The organism is Lysinibacillus antri, from assembly GCF_003977595.1.
GTDB classification, from domain to species: domain Bacteria; phylum Bacillota; class Bacilli; order Bacillales_A; family Planococcaceae; genus Ureibacillus; species Ureibacillus antri.
This window is the reverse complement of sequence record NZ_RYYR01000032.1, coordinates 13,484-28,333: the sequence shown is the minus strand read 5'-3', so window position 1 is coordinate 28,333 and position 14,850 is coordinate 13,484. Positions and strand designations below refer to the sequence as shown.

20 protein-coding genes are annotated in these 14,850 nt (G+C 34.7%); 11 read left to right on the top strand and 9 right to left on the bottom strand.

Annotated elements, in window-relative coordinates; translation table 11 throughout:
* Positions 1-116 precede the first annotated feature (116 nt).
* The 3 genes from EK386_RS17090 to gltP all read left to right on the top strand — a co-directional run bounded on the left by EK386_RS17090 (position 117) and on the right by gltP (position 3,604).
* Positions 117-1,373 (top strand): ATP-binding protein, encoded by a 1,257-nt coding sequence (locus EK386_RS17090; protein WP_126660392.1) that lies wholly within the window; start codon positions 117-119, stop codon positions 1,371-1,373.
* A 2-nt stretch (positions 1,374-1,375) separates the two neighbouring features.
* Positions 1,376-2,248: a response regulator gene (locus tag EK386_RS17085; protein ID WP_126660391.1), complete on the top strand. Its 873-nt coding sequence runs from the start codon at positions 1,376-1,378 to the stop codon at positions 2,246-2,248.
* A gap of 87 nt (positions 2,249-2,335) precedes the next feature.
* Positions 2,336-3,604, top strand: coding sequence for a glutamate/aspartate:proton symporter GltP (gltP, locus tag EK386_RS17080; protein ID WP_126660390.1), 1,269 nt, complete (start codon positions 2,336-2,338; stop codon positions 3,602-3,604).
* A gap of 67 nt (positions 3,605-3,671) precedes the next feature.
* Here the strand turns inward: gltP and EK386_RS17075 are convergent, their stop codons facing one another.
* Positions 3,672-4,295 carry an RraA family protein gene (locus EK386_RS17075; RefSeq protein WP_126660389.1) on the bottom strand — a complete coding sequence of 208 codons (624 nt, stop codon included), beginning with the start codon at positions 4,293-4,295 and terminating at the stop codon, positions 3,672-3,674.
* A gap of 233 nt (positions 4,296-4,528) precedes the next feature.
* On the opposite strand from EK386_RS17075, the gene EK386_RS17070 reads away from it, so the two are divergent.
* Positions 4,529-4,909 carry a sodium:proton antiporter gene (locus tag EK386_RS17070; protein ID WP_126660388.1) on the top strand — a complete coding sequence of 127 codons (381 nt, stop codon included), beginning with the start codon at positions 4,529-4,531 and terminating at the stop codon, positions 4,907-4,909.
* Positions 4,910-4,947: 38 nt separating this feature from the next.
* On the opposite strand, the gene EK386_RS17065 is transcribed toward EK386_RS17070, so the two are convergent.
* Positions 4,948-5,511, bottom strand: a complete 564-nt coding sequence (locus EK386_RS17065; protein ID WP_218939075.1) for an LOG family protein — start codon at positions 5,509-5,511, stop codon at positions 4,948-4,950.
* A 67-nt stretch (positions 5,512-5,578) separates the two neighbouring features.
* Between EK386_RS17065 and EK386_RS17060 the strand changes: the two genes are divergently transcribed.
* Both EK386_RS17060 and EK386_RS17055 read left to right on the top strand, forming a co-directional pair.
* Positions 5,579-6,337, top strand: a complete 759-nt coding sequence (locus tag EK386_RS17060; RefSeq protein ID WP_126660387.1) for an MBL fold metallo-hydrolase — start codon at positions 5,579-5,581, stop codon at positions 6,335-6,337.
* Positions 6,338-6,384: 47 nt separating this feature from the next.
* Positions 6,385-6,630 carry a hypothetical protein gene (locus tag EK386_RS17055; protein ID WP_126660386.1) on the top strand — a complete coding sequence of 82 codons (246 nt, stop codon included), beginning with the start codon at positions 6,385-6,387 and terminating at the stop codon, positions 6,628-6,630.
* 42 nt (positions 6,631-6,672) lie between these two features.
* Here the strand turns inward: EK386_RS17055 and EK386_RS17050 are convergent, their stop codons facing one another.
* The 5 genes from EK386_RS17050 to EK386_RS17035 form a co-directional block, all read right to left on the bottom strand.
* Positions 6,673-7,722: a DUF4030 domain-containing protein gene (locus EK386_RS17050; protein WP_126660385.1), complete on the bottom strand. Its 1,050-nt coding sequence runs from the start codon at positions 7,720-7,722 to the stop codon at positions 6,673-6,675.
* Complete coding sequence (locus EK386_RS17045; RefSeq protein ID WP_126660384.1) at positions 7,706-8,224, bottom strand: RNA polymerase sigma factor; 519 nt, start codon at positions 8,222-8,224, stop codon at positions 7,706-7,708. The genes EK386_RS17050 and EK386_RS17045 overlap by 17 nt, the downstream gene beginning before the upstream one ends.
* Before the next feature lie 114 nt (positions 8,225-8,338).
* Positions 8,339-8,506 carry a hypothetical protein gene (locus EK386_RS20255; protein ID WP_158674461.1) on the bottom strand — a complete coding sequence of 56 codons (168 nt, stop codon included), beginning with the start codon at positions 8,504-8,506 and terminating at the stop codon, positions 8,339-8,341.
* A gap of 131 nt (positions 8,507-8,637) precedes the next feature.
* A complete protein-coding gene (locus tag EK386_RS17040; protein WP_126660383.1) occupies positions 8,638-9,306 on the bottom strand; it encodes a deoxynucleoside kinase in 669 nt (222 codons plus the stop codon).
* Positions 9,303-9,944 (bottom strand): deoxynucleoside kinase, encoded by a 642-nt coding sequence (locus EK386_RS17035; RefSeq protein ID WP_126660382.1) that lies wholly within the window; start codon positions 9,942-9,944, stop codon positions 9,303-9,305. The genes EK386_RS17040 and EK386_RS17035 overlap by 4 nt, the downstream gene beginning before the upstream one ends.
* A 205-nt stretch (positions 9,945-10,149) precedes the next feature.
* On the opposite strand from EK386_RS17035, the gene tadA reads away from it, so the two are divergent.
* Complete coding sequence (gene tadA / locus EK386_RS17030; RefSeq protein ID WP_126660381.1) at positions 10,150-10,674, top strand: tRNA adenosine(34) deaminase TadA; 525 nt, start codon at positions 10,150-10,152, stop codon at positions 10,672-10,674.
* On the top strand, positions 10,664-11,200 hold the full coding sequence (locus EK386_RS17025) for an SF0329 family protein (protein WP_126660380.1): 537 nt from the start codon (positions 10,664-10,666) through the stop codon (positions 11,198-11,200). The genes tadA and EK386_RS17025 overlap by 11 nt, the downstream gene beginning before the upstream one ends.
* A gap of 38 nt (positions 11,201-11,238) precedes the next feature.
* Here EK386_RS17025 and EK386_RS17020 read toward each other — a convergent pair whose 3' ends face one another.
* The gene (locus EK386_RS17020) at positions 11,239-12,405 is read right to left on the bottom strand and encodes an aminotransferase A (RefSeq protein WP_126660379.1); all 1,167 of its coding nucleotides are present in this window, start codon (positions 12,403-12,405) and stop codon (positions 11,239-11,241) included.
* Positions 12,406-12,806: 401 nt separating this feature from the next.
* Here EK386_RS17020 and EK386_RS17015 point away from each other — a divergent pair, with 401 nt between their 5' ends.
* The 3 genes from EK386_RS17015 to EK386_RS17005 all read left to right on the top strand — a co-directional run bounded on the left by EK386_RS17015 (position 12,807) and on the right by EK386_RS17005 (position 14,092).
* Positions 12,807-13,211 (top strand): spore coat protein, encoded by a 405-nt coding sequence (locus EK386_RS17015; RefSeq protein WP_246027710.1) that lies wholly within the window; start codon positions 12,807-12,809, stop codon positions 13,209-13,211.
* Between the two features lie 26 nt (positions 13,212-13,237).
* The gene (locus tag EK386_RS17010) at positions 13,238-13,666 is read left to right on the top strand and encodes a spore coat protein (RefSeq protein ID WP_342774272.1); all 429 of its coding nucleotides are present in this window, start codon (positions 13,238-13,240) and stop codon (positions 13,664-13,666) included.
* 219 nt (positions 13,667-13,885) lie between these two features.
* Positions 13,886-14,092, top strand: a complete 207-nt coding sequence (locus EK386_RS17005) for a spore coat protein (protein WP_126660376.1) — start codon at positions 13,886-13,888, stop codon at positions 14,090-14,092.
* A 112-nt stretch (positions 14,093-14,204) separates the two neighbouring features.
* Here EK386_RS17005 and EK386_RS17000 read toward each other — a convergent pair whose 3' ends face one another.
* Positions 14,205-14,849, bottom strand: coding sequence for a 3-oxoacid CoA-transferase subunit B (locus EK386_RS17000; RefSeq protein ID WP_126660375.1), 645 nt, complete (start codon positions 14,847-14,849; stop codon positions 14,205-14,207).
* Position 14,850 lies beyond the last annotated feature (1 nt).

The following is a 14,850-nucleotide window of genomic DNA, read 5'->3' as shown; positions in this document are numbered from 1 at the left end:
TATTGTAACGGATTTTTTATTATACATTTTTATTATTAATAGTATCAAACTAAAAGTACAAAGCTGCTTTTTACGTTTGGTACTTTTTTATTTTTAAAATTGAAGGGGTCTGTAAAATGGACGTTAAAAATAATATCAATTTTTCTCCTATACTTACCATCATACTAATAGCCCTTGTAACAACAATCGGGAGTGAAATTAAACTTGTCCCATTTGAAGATGCCCCTTTTCGTTTTGGGTTGGGGACAATTATTTTCTTATTAGCCGTACTAATTAAACCCGTCCCTATATTGAAAACAGGGATTATAACTGGTGTTACAATCGTATTATGGCGAGTAAGTTTAGATTATTTATTTATGAATGAAGAGTTACTAACGAGCTTTGTTGAGCGTTTTCCAGCAGCGCTATTTTACATTTCTTTTGCTTTCTGTTTACACAAGTTGAATATCGAATTATATAAAACAAAACCACTTGCATTAGGTTTATTTGCTGCAATCTTTGAAATTATTAGCAATATGATTGAGGAAGCGTTTACTTTACTTTTTGTAACTAAACACACCATACATACCGAGGAGTTTATATTATTTATAACCATCGCATTTATTCGAAGCTTTTCAGTGGTTGGAATTTATAGTACCATCACAATTGCTGAACAAAAGAAACAAGTTCAGCAACTATTATCGATTGGTTCAAACCTTTATGTGGAAACGATGTATTTAAAAAAATCAATGGATCACATTGAACAAATTACAGCTTCTAGTTTTGAATTATATAAACAATTAAAACCATTAGATAGTAACTTAAGTACACAGGCACTTATGATTTCTCAAGAAATTCATGAAGTAAAAAAAGATAGTCAACGCATTTATTCGAGCTTATCTAAAATTACGACAACAAAATCATTAGATTCGACATTACTATCAAATTTACTTCATTATATTACAGCAGGAAATAAAACCTATACCGAATATCATAAAAAGGATATCCATTTTAACGTCTCGTATAATAAAAACTTTTATATAGAAGAACCCATTGCACTGCTTGCTTTATTAAATAATTTAGTAGCAAATGCCATTGAAGCAATAATTGATAAAGGTACAATTAATATTGCAGTAAATATAACTAAAAACAAAACAGTCATTACTGTAGAAGATACAGGCATTGGAATTCCTAAAACAATGCTTCCTATTATTTTTGATGCGGGTTTTACTACAAAATTTAACAATGATGGCAACGCATCCACTGGAATTGGTTTATCCCATGTCCAATCAATTATTGAACGATTGGAAGGTGAAATAGCTGTTACAAGCGATGAAACGACAAAATTCACTATAGTAATTCCAACACATAAGTTATATAGAGGGGATAATTAAAAATGCGTTATTTTATTGTTGATGATGATCGTGCAAGTCGAATGATGTTAACAAATATTATCGAAAATAGTCAGCTCGGAACGGTCATTGGAGAGGCTGAAAATGGACAAGATGCTATTCCTCAAATCTTAGCGATTCAACCTGATTTTGTATTAATTGATTTACTTATGCCCAAGTTGGATGGAATTGCAACAATTGAAAAGCTTCGCGAACAAAATTTTTTGGGGATTTTTATTATGATTTCACAAGTAGTAAATAAAGATATGGTTGCAGAAAGCTATGAAAAAGGAATTGAATTTTTCATCAATAAGCCTATTAACAAAATCGAAGTTGAAATGGTTCTACGTAAAACAGAAGAACAATATCGATTAAAAAATTCCATTTTAGCAATTCGCCAATCCTTATCAAATTTTGATTTACCAAATTTAAAACATACACAAAAAACATCTCGAGAACATATTCAAACAATTTTAAATGACTTAGGGATAATCGGCGAAGTTGGAAGCGAGGATATTACACAAATTATTGAGCTCTTACTTTTAGACAAACAACAAATCGCCCCTCTCCCTCCTTTAAAAGAATTATATGAGCGCGTTTCAGCGTTTACAAAGCATACGCAAGAGGATATTACAAAAGAAAGTAAAGCAATAGAACAACGAGTACGCAGAACCATTTTAGCCGCAATGATTAATTTAGCAAACTTAGGAATAGTCGACTATACTAATTCAGAATTTGAATACTATGCCCCTCGATACTTTGACTTTACGGATATTCGATCTTTAATGCGCCAAATTGAAAAAAATGAACCTAGAAAAGCAAAGGTAAATATAAAAAAGTTTATTCAAGTATTATTTTCTGATATAAATTCAAAATAATTTTGTCGGATTCTGTCGTATTTTATAAGTCCTTCTTATCCTAATTATAATGGGCAAGATAGATATTATAAAATTGGGGGGAAGTAAATGAAAAAGTTTAAGCTAAGTTTAGCTTCGCAAATTTTAATTGGTCTTGTATTGGGGATTATCGTTGGGGCTGTTTTTTATGGCAACCCGAATGTTGAAACATATTTACAACCACTTGGGACAATCTTTTTAAATTTAATTAAAATGATTGTTGTTCCAATCATTATCTCTACGTTAGTAATTGGTGTAGCGGGTACAGGAGATATGAAACAACTTGGTCGCCTTGGTGGTAAAACGCTACTATACTTCGAAATTATTACAACAATTGCCATCATTATTGGTTTAGGGGCAGCAAACTTGTTCCAACCGGGTGCCGGCATTAACATGGATGAATTAACGCAAACGGATATTTCAACTTATGTTGAGACATCTGAAACTGTTGAACATGACGGCGGCTTGTTACATACAATCGTTAGTATTGTTCCAACAAATATCATCAGCTCAATGGCTAACGCAAACATGTTACAAGTCATTTTCTTCTCAGTACTGTTTGGTTTAGGAGTTGCGGCAATCGGTGAAAAAGGGAAACCAGTATTAGCTGTTGCTCAAGGTGTAGCCGATGCGATGTTCTGGGTTACAAACACAGTAATGAAATTTGCTCCACTTGGGGTATTCGGTTTAATTGGTGTAACTGTTTCAAAATTTGGTTTATCATCATTAATTCCATTAGGCAAATTAGCAATCCTAGTTTACGCAGCGATGATCTTCTTTGTAGTTGTTGTATTAGGACTTACAGCTAAAATCGTTGGTATTAATATTTTCAAATTACTTAAGGTGTTAAAGGACGAGCTTATTTTAGCTTACTCTACATCAAGTTCTGAAACCGTTTTACCACGTATTATGATGAAGATGGAAAAAATGGGTTGCCCTAAAGATATTACGTCATTTGTTATTCCAACGGGTTATTCCTTTAACCTAGATGGATCAACATTATATCAAGCCATTGCCGCAATCTTCATTGCACAAATGTATGGTATTGATTTAAGTTTAATGGAACAAATTACGTTAATGCTTGTATTAATGGTTACTTCTAAAGGGATTGCAGGGGTTCCTGGTGTATCCTTCGTAGTACTTTTAGCAACTTTAGGTTCTGTTGGAATTCCATTAGAAGGTTTAGCATTTATCGCTGGTATTGACCGTATTCTAGATATGGCTCGAACAGCAGTAAACGTTGTTGGGAACTCATTAGCTGCAATCGTTATGTCGAAATGGGAAAAACGTTTTGATGAAGAAAAAATGGAAGCGTATGCTGCTGAATTATCTAAATAATACGATTGAAAAAGCCGCGATTTTTTTCGCGGCTTTTTATTATACAAAATTAAATGCGTTATAGTTTTTATTTTACTACTTTTGCTAAATACGCACGAATAGACTCTTCTCCATTGGCTAAAGCTTCTTTTTCACGTGCTTCATCTTTTGCCACTTTTGCTTCTGCAGCGTCTGCAATTTGATCAACGTCTTCTTGAGGAACTACAACTACACCATCGATATCTCCAATAATAAAATCTCCTGGGTTTACAGTGACACCACCTACTGAAACTGGTACACCTAGTACGCCACCCCCATGTTTATTTCCAGCTGCCACCGTTGTTCCTAATGAAAATACAGGGAAGTCTAGCTCTCGGATAGCTGCAATATCGCGAATGACCCCATCTACCACAAATCCTTGTACCCCAACGCCTTTAGCAAGCGAAATAACAAAGTCTCCTGCAACTGCTCGATTTGTATTTCCCTTTGCATCAATAACTAAAATATCCCCTTTTTGTGCCTTGCTAATTGCCTCTAGTACGGCTCCATTTTCCCCATCTGGAAGTCGTACAGTTAATGCTCGTCCCGCAATTTTAAAATGATCAGACAACGGTTTAATACTCGCATGAAGATTCGTATGACCACCCGTTGCATCCGAAATCGCAGTAGTTGGCAAAGCAATTAATCTCTCCTGAATTGTTGTTGTTTCCAAAACATACACCCCTTAAAAATTACAGAATTTTGTAATAATTATAATGATAAAGGAATATTAAATTAAGTTAAATAGGTTTTTGGAAATTCTATAGCACTTTTTCAAATTCCTCATATATTACAAAAGTTCAATCATGTTTAACTCGAATAAAATTTTATGAATTGGACATAATGTCGGTGAGAATGGAAGGGATTTTACAAAAGGAATACATAATGAGGATGGGAGTGATTGTTATGAAATTTAATCGATTAGTCACACAGTACCAAAAAGAAAATGGTGAAATTAGTTACAAAATGGCGACTTATGAGATTGATGTCATTGCAAAGTCAACAGGAGGCCTTGCACCAACCATTCTTTATTTCCATGATAATCGAGATGTAACAGATGATGTTCGTGCCATTCGATTCGGGTTAGAATCCCCATATAAATATATTGAAGACTATGATGCATTCCAAAAGATGCTCTATAAGAAAGAACAACGGGCAGTAAACGATTTATACGATACCATCAGCATTCGCCCTAAAAACATGTCGACTACGAAACAAGTTTTATGGAGCTTTGGCGTTTTACTACTAATGACAATCCCATTATTAGTGGCGTTTATTTTAAAATAAACGAGGATTGCATACTACTTGCTTTCCTCGTTTAATTTCTAAACTTCTTCATTTAGTAAAGTTGTACGATGATTATTTAAAATCTGTAATATTTCCTCAGGTGTTGTTGCAACTTGTAAAATAGACTTTTGTTCTTCTCTTATAAATCCTTCTTCAATCATTTTTTCAAAGTGTTGAACAAGTGCGTCATAAAATCCATTAATGTTGTACAAAATTACTGGATTTTGGTGGAGACCAATTTGTGCCCATGTAAACACTTCAAAGTACTCGTCCAATGTGCCACAACCACCTGGCAATGCAATAAAGGCATCCGAAAGATCAATCATTTTCTTTTTACGTGCATGCATCGATTCAACAAAGTGAATTTCTGTTAAATGCAAGTGGGCAATTTCTCTTTTTTGTAAGTGTTCTGGCATAATCCCAATCACATTTCCATTATGAGCTAATGCTGCATCGGCTACAGCACCCATTAAACCAACATTTGACCCGCCATACACAATGCCAATAGATGCTTTTGCCAACTGTTCCCCTAGTTCCTTTGCTTTTTGCGTATAAATTATACTTTTCCCAGTTTGTGAACCGCAATAAATGGCAACGTTCAATTTTTATTCCCCCAACTTTATTTGATACAATCAATATAACTTGAATTAATTGTAAAGGAGCTTTTTTATGAAAATTTATCCTTTAGGTGTTGGTGGTGCTTTTACAAAAACCAACTACCATAATAACTATATCATGCAATTAGACGAAAAATACCTATTAATTGATGCCGGAACAACACTTCGTAATAGCTTATCTGAAGCGGGATTCAACTATATCGATATTGATTATGTATTTATATCTCATCTTCATTTTGACCATGTAGGTGGATTAGAGGAAATGGTGATGCAGCGTTTCTGGTATTTTGAAAATGGTCAACATTCACCTATCAAAACAACAATAATCGTTCATGAAAAACTATTATCTCCTCTTAAAAAATTACTAAGTAACGGGCTTGAAAACCAAGGACGTACCGTTGACGACTTTTGTAATTTTATTCTTTTGAATGATGGGAAGGATTTTAAAATTGGAGAATATACTTTTTCAGTTTTTGAAACGACGAACGCCCATGTAGAAGGGTTACTTAGCTTCGGATTTAAGATTATATGGGACGCTCAAAATCTTGTTTTCACCGGAGATATTAAACATATGCAAATGGTTAATATTCTTAGACATATCAATGAACAGACCGTAGCCATTTTCCAAGATGTTAGTTTTACGACAAACGGAGTCCATTCCAATCTTCAAGAAGTACTCGGCTATTATCCATTAAATTTATATGAAAAACTTTACGCTATGCATTATAACGATAATGTAGAAGATTATATGGAACAGATTAAAGAAGCGAAAATACAGATTGTAAGAAGGCAAGAAATCCTTGAGTTTTAACATAGTATTGGGGAATTGATGGATACTACGTTAAAAGGAGTGACGTTATGGCAATTTGTCCTTTATGTAATTCATTAAAAGTTTTAGAAGTTCATTGTCCAAAATGTCATATACAACTAGAGGACTCTGGAAAGGTTTCAGATTTCTTAGATCCCTATGGACATTACAATGATGAAGAAACAGTAAAAATGGGGGATGGATACCCAAATACAGCAAAAGATCAAATATGCCCTCACCTAATGATCTGTAAAAATTGTGGCTATGATACTGTAAAATTTATACAAGAGGAGTAAAACAAAAACACTTGGGATCTGCCAAGTGTTTTTGAATTTATTCTACTTCGTTATATCTAAAAATGATTGTTCATTTTTTAATAGTAATTGAATTGTGTAATCGTCATTTTGGATTTGTTCTTTCGTTTCTGGTAAGGCTAGATACTCCTTGATCGCCAATTCGATTTCTTGAATGATCTCACTAGATGGAGGTTCATTAAAATCGGTTTTAAGCCAAACATAGGAATGTCCCTTTTTTACCTTATAAGATACTCCTGTTACTTGATAAGTAGACTTCCCTGCCATGCCATTATGAATATCTGATGCAACATAACCCCAACGATTATGCTGCTGGCGATGTTTAAGGTTAAATGTATATACTTCTATATCTTTAATCTTTAAGTTTTGTGCTTTAAATTCACTTCGAAGTTCCTCAATAATTTCTGCAGATTCCTTAATATGATCTGGCATATCGATTGTTACAACACTCGAGAATAACCCTGATTTAAGACCAGCTAATTCGAAGTTAGCTTCCTCCGCATACCCGTATGAAGTAAATACTTCTTTTACTATTTCACAAACCTGGTCATACAAGTCGAATGTTTCATCCTCTTGAGGGGCAGCAGGAGGTTCGGCCATTGCTGAGAACTTTAATTCATACTTGTCATAGCCATTTTCAAATAAGTAACTTCTAATCTTTGGTTCAATTGTTTCAATTGCTTGTTTTAAAGTTGAATCTTCAAGGAAAAGGGAAACATCGATGGTATAAGGATTTGGTGTTACACCCACAGAATTTACTTTATATCCTTCACCTTCAACTAGTTCAAAGAGCTGCGCAGTTAAATCCGGATTATACTGACCATTTGAATAACTAGGCGTAATGGAGATTGGTAAAATCCTTGATGCAATGCTTGCCATTGTCGTTGAGTAAAATGGGGAAGTGATTAAAAATAACAAACAAACTCCTACAGCAACCCAACCATAACGCATGACATTTTGTTTCTTTTCTTTATAATTGCTGTGTAAAATTTTACTCTTTAGTTGTTCCTTTGATTGATTAGTCATCTTTAGTTCTTCTTCTAAATCCTTAAATTGTTCATCTAAAAATCTCATTGGTAATCCCTCCTTTTACTAATTCTGCCTTTAAGTCTATTAAAGCCCTTTTTAAAGTCATTTTCACTTTGCTTTCTGACCAATTTAATACGAGAGCTGTTTCTGTTGTTGAAAATTCTTTTAACTTTCTTAAGATGATTACATGCCTAAAAGCTGGTTTCAATTGTTGAATGGCTCTATATAATTGTTCCGTTTGAAAATTCATTGCGACAATTTGTTCTGGTATAGGTTGATTGTCTCGTTCTGCCAAAGTTAAACCAAAATAGTGTTGCAAGGGATGCTTTTTACGAAAGTAATCTTTTGTGACATTATGTGCAATGGAAAATAACCATGTTTTCACTGTTGCTCTCTGCTCAAATTGCTGTTGGCTTTTATATGCTTTTATAAATGTTTCCTGCGTTAAATCCTCTGCTTGTTGATAGTCTCTTACCATTAACAATATGTAGGTTAAAATTGACTCGCTGTATTCGTCAATCCAATCCGTTAATATCTCTTGTTCCAACTTGCCACCTCATTTCTATATACTTAGACGTAAATGCAAGTGAAGTCGTCACACTTTTAGCATCTTTTCATAAAAAAAAAGCAACGCCCACTTCAGGAGTTGCTAATTAAGTACTTAGTTCAGTGTATGTTTGTTATTCTTCGTTTCCTTAATTTCCTTCTCTGTTTTAGGTTTTGCATGCTGTCTTGCTATATCTTGGTTCATTTGTAAAGTAGATGAACCGATATTATTGTTTAGTGCTGCCTGGTCATTGACATCATGAATTCTACCGTCTTTATTCATAGTGTTCCCCTCCATCTGATAAAATCACCAATAGTTTGCCCCTACTTTTCCATATTACTCATCATCCTGTACCGTTTTACCCCGACAAAAAGGGGCGTTCGAAAATCACTTTTCGGACGCCCTCTTTCATACTATTTTCTTAACCCAGAAGTTTGTTCTAACATATAGGCAATACGCTCAACAATATGTTCAACTTGATCCGGACTTTCCATTAAATCATAATCATTTATATCTAAACGTAACACAGGACAGGCGTTGAAATTGTTAATCCAGTCCTCATAACGATTGTGCATTTCGATCCAATAGTCATGAGGTGTCTGTTGTTCCATTTCACGCCCACGCTCATGAATACGGCCAATAATATCCTCAATTGACCCTTCTAAATAAACGAGTAAATTAGGATGTGGGAAATAAGGCGTCATCACCATAGCATCGAATAGGTTTGTATATGTTTCATAATCGATAGGGTTCATTGTCCCTTTATCATAATGCATTTTCGCAAAAATTCCCGTATCCTCATAAATCGAACGGTCTTGAATAAAGCCTCCTCCGTATTCAAAAATACGTTTTTGCTCCTTAAATCGTTCTGCTAAAAAGTAAATTTGCAAATGGAAGCTCCACTTTTCAAAATCATCATAGAACTTATCCAAATAGGGGTTTGTATCCACTTTTTCAAAGGACGTACGAAAATTTAATGCTTCTGCTAACGCTTTTGTCATCGTTGACTTCCCAACACCTACTGTTCCTGCAATGGTAATCACAGTGTTTGATGGGATATTGTATTTCTCACGTAAGTTCATTCTTGTTGTAGACTCCTTTGTTGTAGCGTTTCTTCTACTATTTTCAGTACTTGTTGCAAATCGTCTTCATTTTTTACAAAATCGATATGATCGCCATTTAATTGAATTACAGGAATTTCAGGATGTAGTACAACAAACTGTTGAATAAATTCATGATAATCTGCTGCTAGTTGCTCTATGTATTCACGTGTAATCATCTTCTCAAATTCCCGACCACGCATGGCAATTCGGTTCATTAATGTATCCAAACTCGCATGTAAATAAATGATCATATTCGGCCTTGGCATATCTGCCGTTAAAATTTTATAGATCGCTTCATATTTAACATACTCTGTCGGTTTTAGCGTACGTTTGGCAAAAATTAAATTTTTGAAGATATGATAATCTGCCACAACGGGTGATCCTGTTTCAACTATATGTTTTTTTATATCAGTTAATTGTTTATATCGATTACAAAGGAAGAACATCTCTGTTTGGAAGCTCCACTCATCAATATCTTCATAAAATTTCCCAAGAAACGGGTTCTCATCCACGATTTCTTTTAATAGATGATAGTCAAAGCTTTGAGAAATTGCCTTTGATAAAGACGTTTTCCCAACTCCAATTGGACCCTCTACTGTAATAAACGGAACAGGCACAAGAAGTCCCTCCTTCTACCCAAAATTCTCAATGCTATTCATTTTATCATAGGAACCTAGTGAATAACAAAATACATTGTTTAAAGTATATAAGTAATTATTTTATGGGCAGGTTTAATTTACCAATGTAATAACTTGGTTCAAATATAGTACATAGAAAAAATGAATTTCCCTATGGTACACTATTTTCCAAGGAGAGATAACCATGGTAATTTTCGAAAAAGACCAGTTTTATATGAAAGAGGCAATTATAGAAGCTAAAAAAGCAGCGCAACTTGGTGAGGTACCCATTGGAGCAATTATCGTCTTTCAAGATGAAATTATTGCAAGAGCACATAACTTACGAGAGACTTCTCAAAACGCCGTAACTCATGCAGAATTAATGGCCATTCAACAAGCTTGTGAGAAAATTGGCAGCTGGCGTTTAGAAGAAACTACTCTTTATGTGACGTTAGAGCCTTGTCCGATGTGTGCTGGAGCCATTTTACAATCCCGCATCCCTCGTGTTGTGTATGGTGCGAGAGATATAAAAGCAGGATGTGTTGATTCTTTATATCGCCTTCTAAATGATGCTCGCTTTAACCATGAATGTGAAGTCACTGAAGGGGTATTAGCAGAAGAATGTGGGCAACTGCTTACCGACTTTTTCCGCGCAATACGTGAGCGAAAAAAGGCAGAGAAACAATTGCGGAAACAACTCGCTCAAGGAGTACAAAACAATGAAATTTAGCAAACTAAAAAAGACAGTTGAAAGTTTTTTATGTGATACTTTAAAAGGTCGCGTCGAATTACATGCTGCTGTGTATCGACATGCCCATGATCAACCGTCTAGAGTTTGGCTTACGTTTGATAAAAAACAGCTGTTTAGCGCGGAAGACTTAACCTTTACCATCCAACACTATACAAGGGAGCAGCAGCTAAAAGAGAATTTACAATTAAAGCCCATCCCCTATAGTGATAACTGGCAAGAAATGTTCAACTCACCTGAACGACAGGCCCTTTTACAAGTTTCAGACCGAGCCGAGCAGGAGCTACTTGATAACAATATAATAGCTAGTTGGCACTTATATCAGATGTTACTTAATTATCCACACCTTTCAATTGATGAGGCATTAGCATCTAATTCCCCTTATATTCGAGCATTTGCACTATTCGATCGACGTGTTGGAAAGCGACGTTTATTGAATATAAACCAACCACATCACCCACTTGAAATTATGTTTTTTCAAATTCGAAAGGAAGTAGAAAACATGTAAAAAGTCGAACTCCTCATTGGGAATTCGACTTCATCTTGTTACTTCGAGTCACTAATCTCTTTAACAAATTGCTCTAATCCATTCATTCCTTTTTCTAATACATCTAAGGGTTGCGCAAATGAAATGCGAATATACCCTTCTCCAAATGAGGTAAACGCACTTCCTGGTACTGTCGCAACCCCTTGTTCTTTTAATAACCTCACACAAAATTCCGATGAAGGCATCTTGTACTTCTTAATGGAAGGGAAAATATAAAATGCCCCATCTGGTTTCACTACTTCAATGCCCATATCTATGAGTCTTTTATATACATAATCCCGTCGTATTTTATATTCCTTTTTCATTTCGATTGGGTCATGTAATCCATTCGTTAACGCCTCTAGCGCCGCATACTGGCTAATACTTGAGGCACAACTAATATAGTAGCCATTTAACTTTATCATTTCTTTTGTTATATATGTTGGCGCCAAAGTGTACCCAATCCGCCAACCCGTCATAGAGTGAGATTTGGAAACACCGTTGATCACAATTGTTTTATCTCGCATCCCCTCATAAGAAGCGATGGATTTATGTGTTTTCTCATAAATTAATTCACTATAAATTTCATCAGAAAGTACAAAGATTTCTTTATCCTTTAATAAAGCAGCAATTTTTTGCAATTCGCTATCTTCTATAATTGTCCCCACTGGATTACATGGTGATGGGAGGATAATACATCTTGTTTTATCCGTTAAATGTTTTTCAATGAGATCTGCGGTTAATACAAAATTAGAAGATACCGTATCTACGCAAACCGGTACTGCGCCACACAGTTCGACTAAAGGGATATAACCAGGATAAGCAGGTGCAGCAACTATTACCTCACAGCCTTCTTCTAGAATTGCTCTTAATGCAATTTGTAAAGCCCCTGAAGCGCCATGAGTTACAATTATTTCATCTTGTGGGTTGTAACCTAGCTCATATTGATTTTTGTAAAATTGTGCGATTGCATTTCGCAATTCTACAATCCCTGCATTCGGTGTATAGGAAGTAGCATTTGCATCAATTGCTTCTTTTGCCTTTTCTTTAACATGTGTTGGAGTTGGAAAATCTGGCTGACCAATTGTTAAATTAATTGCATTTGGATATTCCACCAACATATTTGTTATTTTACGTATTCCGGAAAGCTCTAATTTTTTTAAATTTTTATTAATTAAATGTTCCACGTACTGATCCCCTTTCGCTGAATCAAATTAGCCCTTACTTGTAACCTAATTTTCACTTCCATGTAGTAAAGCTTCATAAATCTAAACCCCTTACCTACAACCTATTTAATTATATGTGTTAATAACAGATTAAACTTATTTGGCGAACAAAAAAATAGGCTTTTTACTATTAAATTATTATTTTTTAAAAAAATAGTTAAACAAACTATATCAACTTTTTACATGGTCATATCCTATGAACGTCAAGTGTAAATACATCTACTTGGCCTATTTTAAAGAAAGGAGGGCTATTCATGTCATATTGGAAATGTAGATATTGTAATTGCAAAAATGAAGAGACAGATAATTGTAAACACTGCAAATCTCATAAACCTAAGGAGCAAGAGAAGGAGGAAAGTACTGTGGGGAATAATCATGGTCATCATCACAATGAAACAGATATCACACAGGATTTCGATCTAGCTTCATTTATGGGGCAAGAATCTGATGAATTAATTTGGATTAAAGACTCCATTGACGTTACAGTTAAATCCACAGATACTCAAGCAGCAGTTTCCCTTCAAGTAGGATTACAGCTTGCAATCGCTCTAGTAGTGAGCGTGACTGTTGCCGATTCTGAACACGGTAGACATATTGCACACGACCTTTTCCAAAAATTTAATATGGAGCAAACAAATAAACAAAAGATTTTTGTTAAAAACTCGAAGGATGTCAACATTACAACAACGGACACAGACTTAGCAGTAAATATTCAAGCTTTACTACAAGTGCTTGTTTCGTTAGTGGCAAAATTAGACATTCTATAATTTTAAATAAAGGGAGGTGAATGACAATGACAGAATTTAGAGCATTGGATCATTGGAATGGCAACAACGATGAAGAAAACGAAGTAGATGTGGAACAAGAAGCAAAAGCTGAGATGACAACTCAACAACAATCTTATGAATGGATTATTGTTAAGGATTCTGAATATGTTGATATTCATTCTACAGATACTCAAGCTGCTATTTCTTTACAACTTGGCATTCAAGCAGCCATTGCAGCTGTAATTAGCGTAACAATCGGCGACTCAGATCAAGGTAAGAATGTTGCTGATGATATTAAACAATTTATGAGCATGAGACAACGTAATACTCAAAAAACAATTATCGAAAACTCAAAAGGAATCCATGTTACAACTCATGATACGGATTTAGCAGTAAATATCCAAGCAATGCTTCAAATCCTTGTATCGATCGTTGCAAAAGTAGATATATTCTAATATTTAATAATCTATTAATAAAATGAGTAAATTTATATAAATATATTCGTTTTCTCTAACTAGAGGGAATTTACCCACGCAAATAAATTCAAATTTATATGCGTGGGCATTATTTTATTTAGTTAACTAATACATGTATATTTCCCCCATCGAAGTTACCCAAATCACCATCATTGCATATGTTTAGAAGAGAGTATTTTTACAATAAGGGGTGGTAGAATGAGCGAATTACCTAAATCACCAAAGGTAATTTCTAACAAAGTAATTGATTTGTTAGTAAGTGATGTCCTTCAAAAAAATGGTGTAAATCTTGAGGATGTGAAAAAAAAATTATCCGACGATCAAAAAGAACTGCTTAGAGCTGTAGTTGAAGATTTAACTGCTCAAGTAGATGAGTTCGTTAAAAAGTCTCCTAAAAAGAAGTAAAAGAAAACCTTTCATAAAGGAAATTTATTTTGAGAACGCTTGGCAGTCTAGGCAAGATTGCCATATATAAGCGTTTACCACCTGTTTAAAGACGCCTAATTCAGGCGTTTTTTTACTTTAAGGAAGCTCCTACTTCAAATGTTGCTTCTGTTTTTTGGCATACTTCTTCTAATGTCACTCCTTCTGCTAATTCAACTAATATCATTCCTTTAGCTGTAAAATCAAACACTGCTAAATCAGTAATTAACCGATGAATGACACCTTTTCCCGTTAACGGCAATGTACACTCTTTTTTAATCTTTGATTCTCCGTATTTTGATACATGCTCCATAATAACAACAACTTGTTTTGCACCTACTACAAGATCCATTGCGCCACCCATACCTTTAACCATCTTCCCTGGAATCATCCAGTTTGCTAGATCACCTTTTTCCGATACTTCCATTCCACCTAAAATTGCCAAATCGATATGACCACCACGAATCATAGCAAAGGACTCTGCACTATCAAAAATGGTTCCCCCTGGAATTATTGTGACGGTTTCTTTCCCAGCATTGATTAAATCAGCATCAACTTCTTCTTCTAATGGGTATGGACCAATACCAAGCATCCCATTTTCCGATTGCAACAAAACATTGACCTCTTTAGGAATCACATTAGCTACTAATGTCGGCATCCCTATCCCTAAATTTACATACATTCCATCTTGTATTTCTTGTACCGCTCGTTGAACAATTCGTTGTCTAGCTGATGGCATA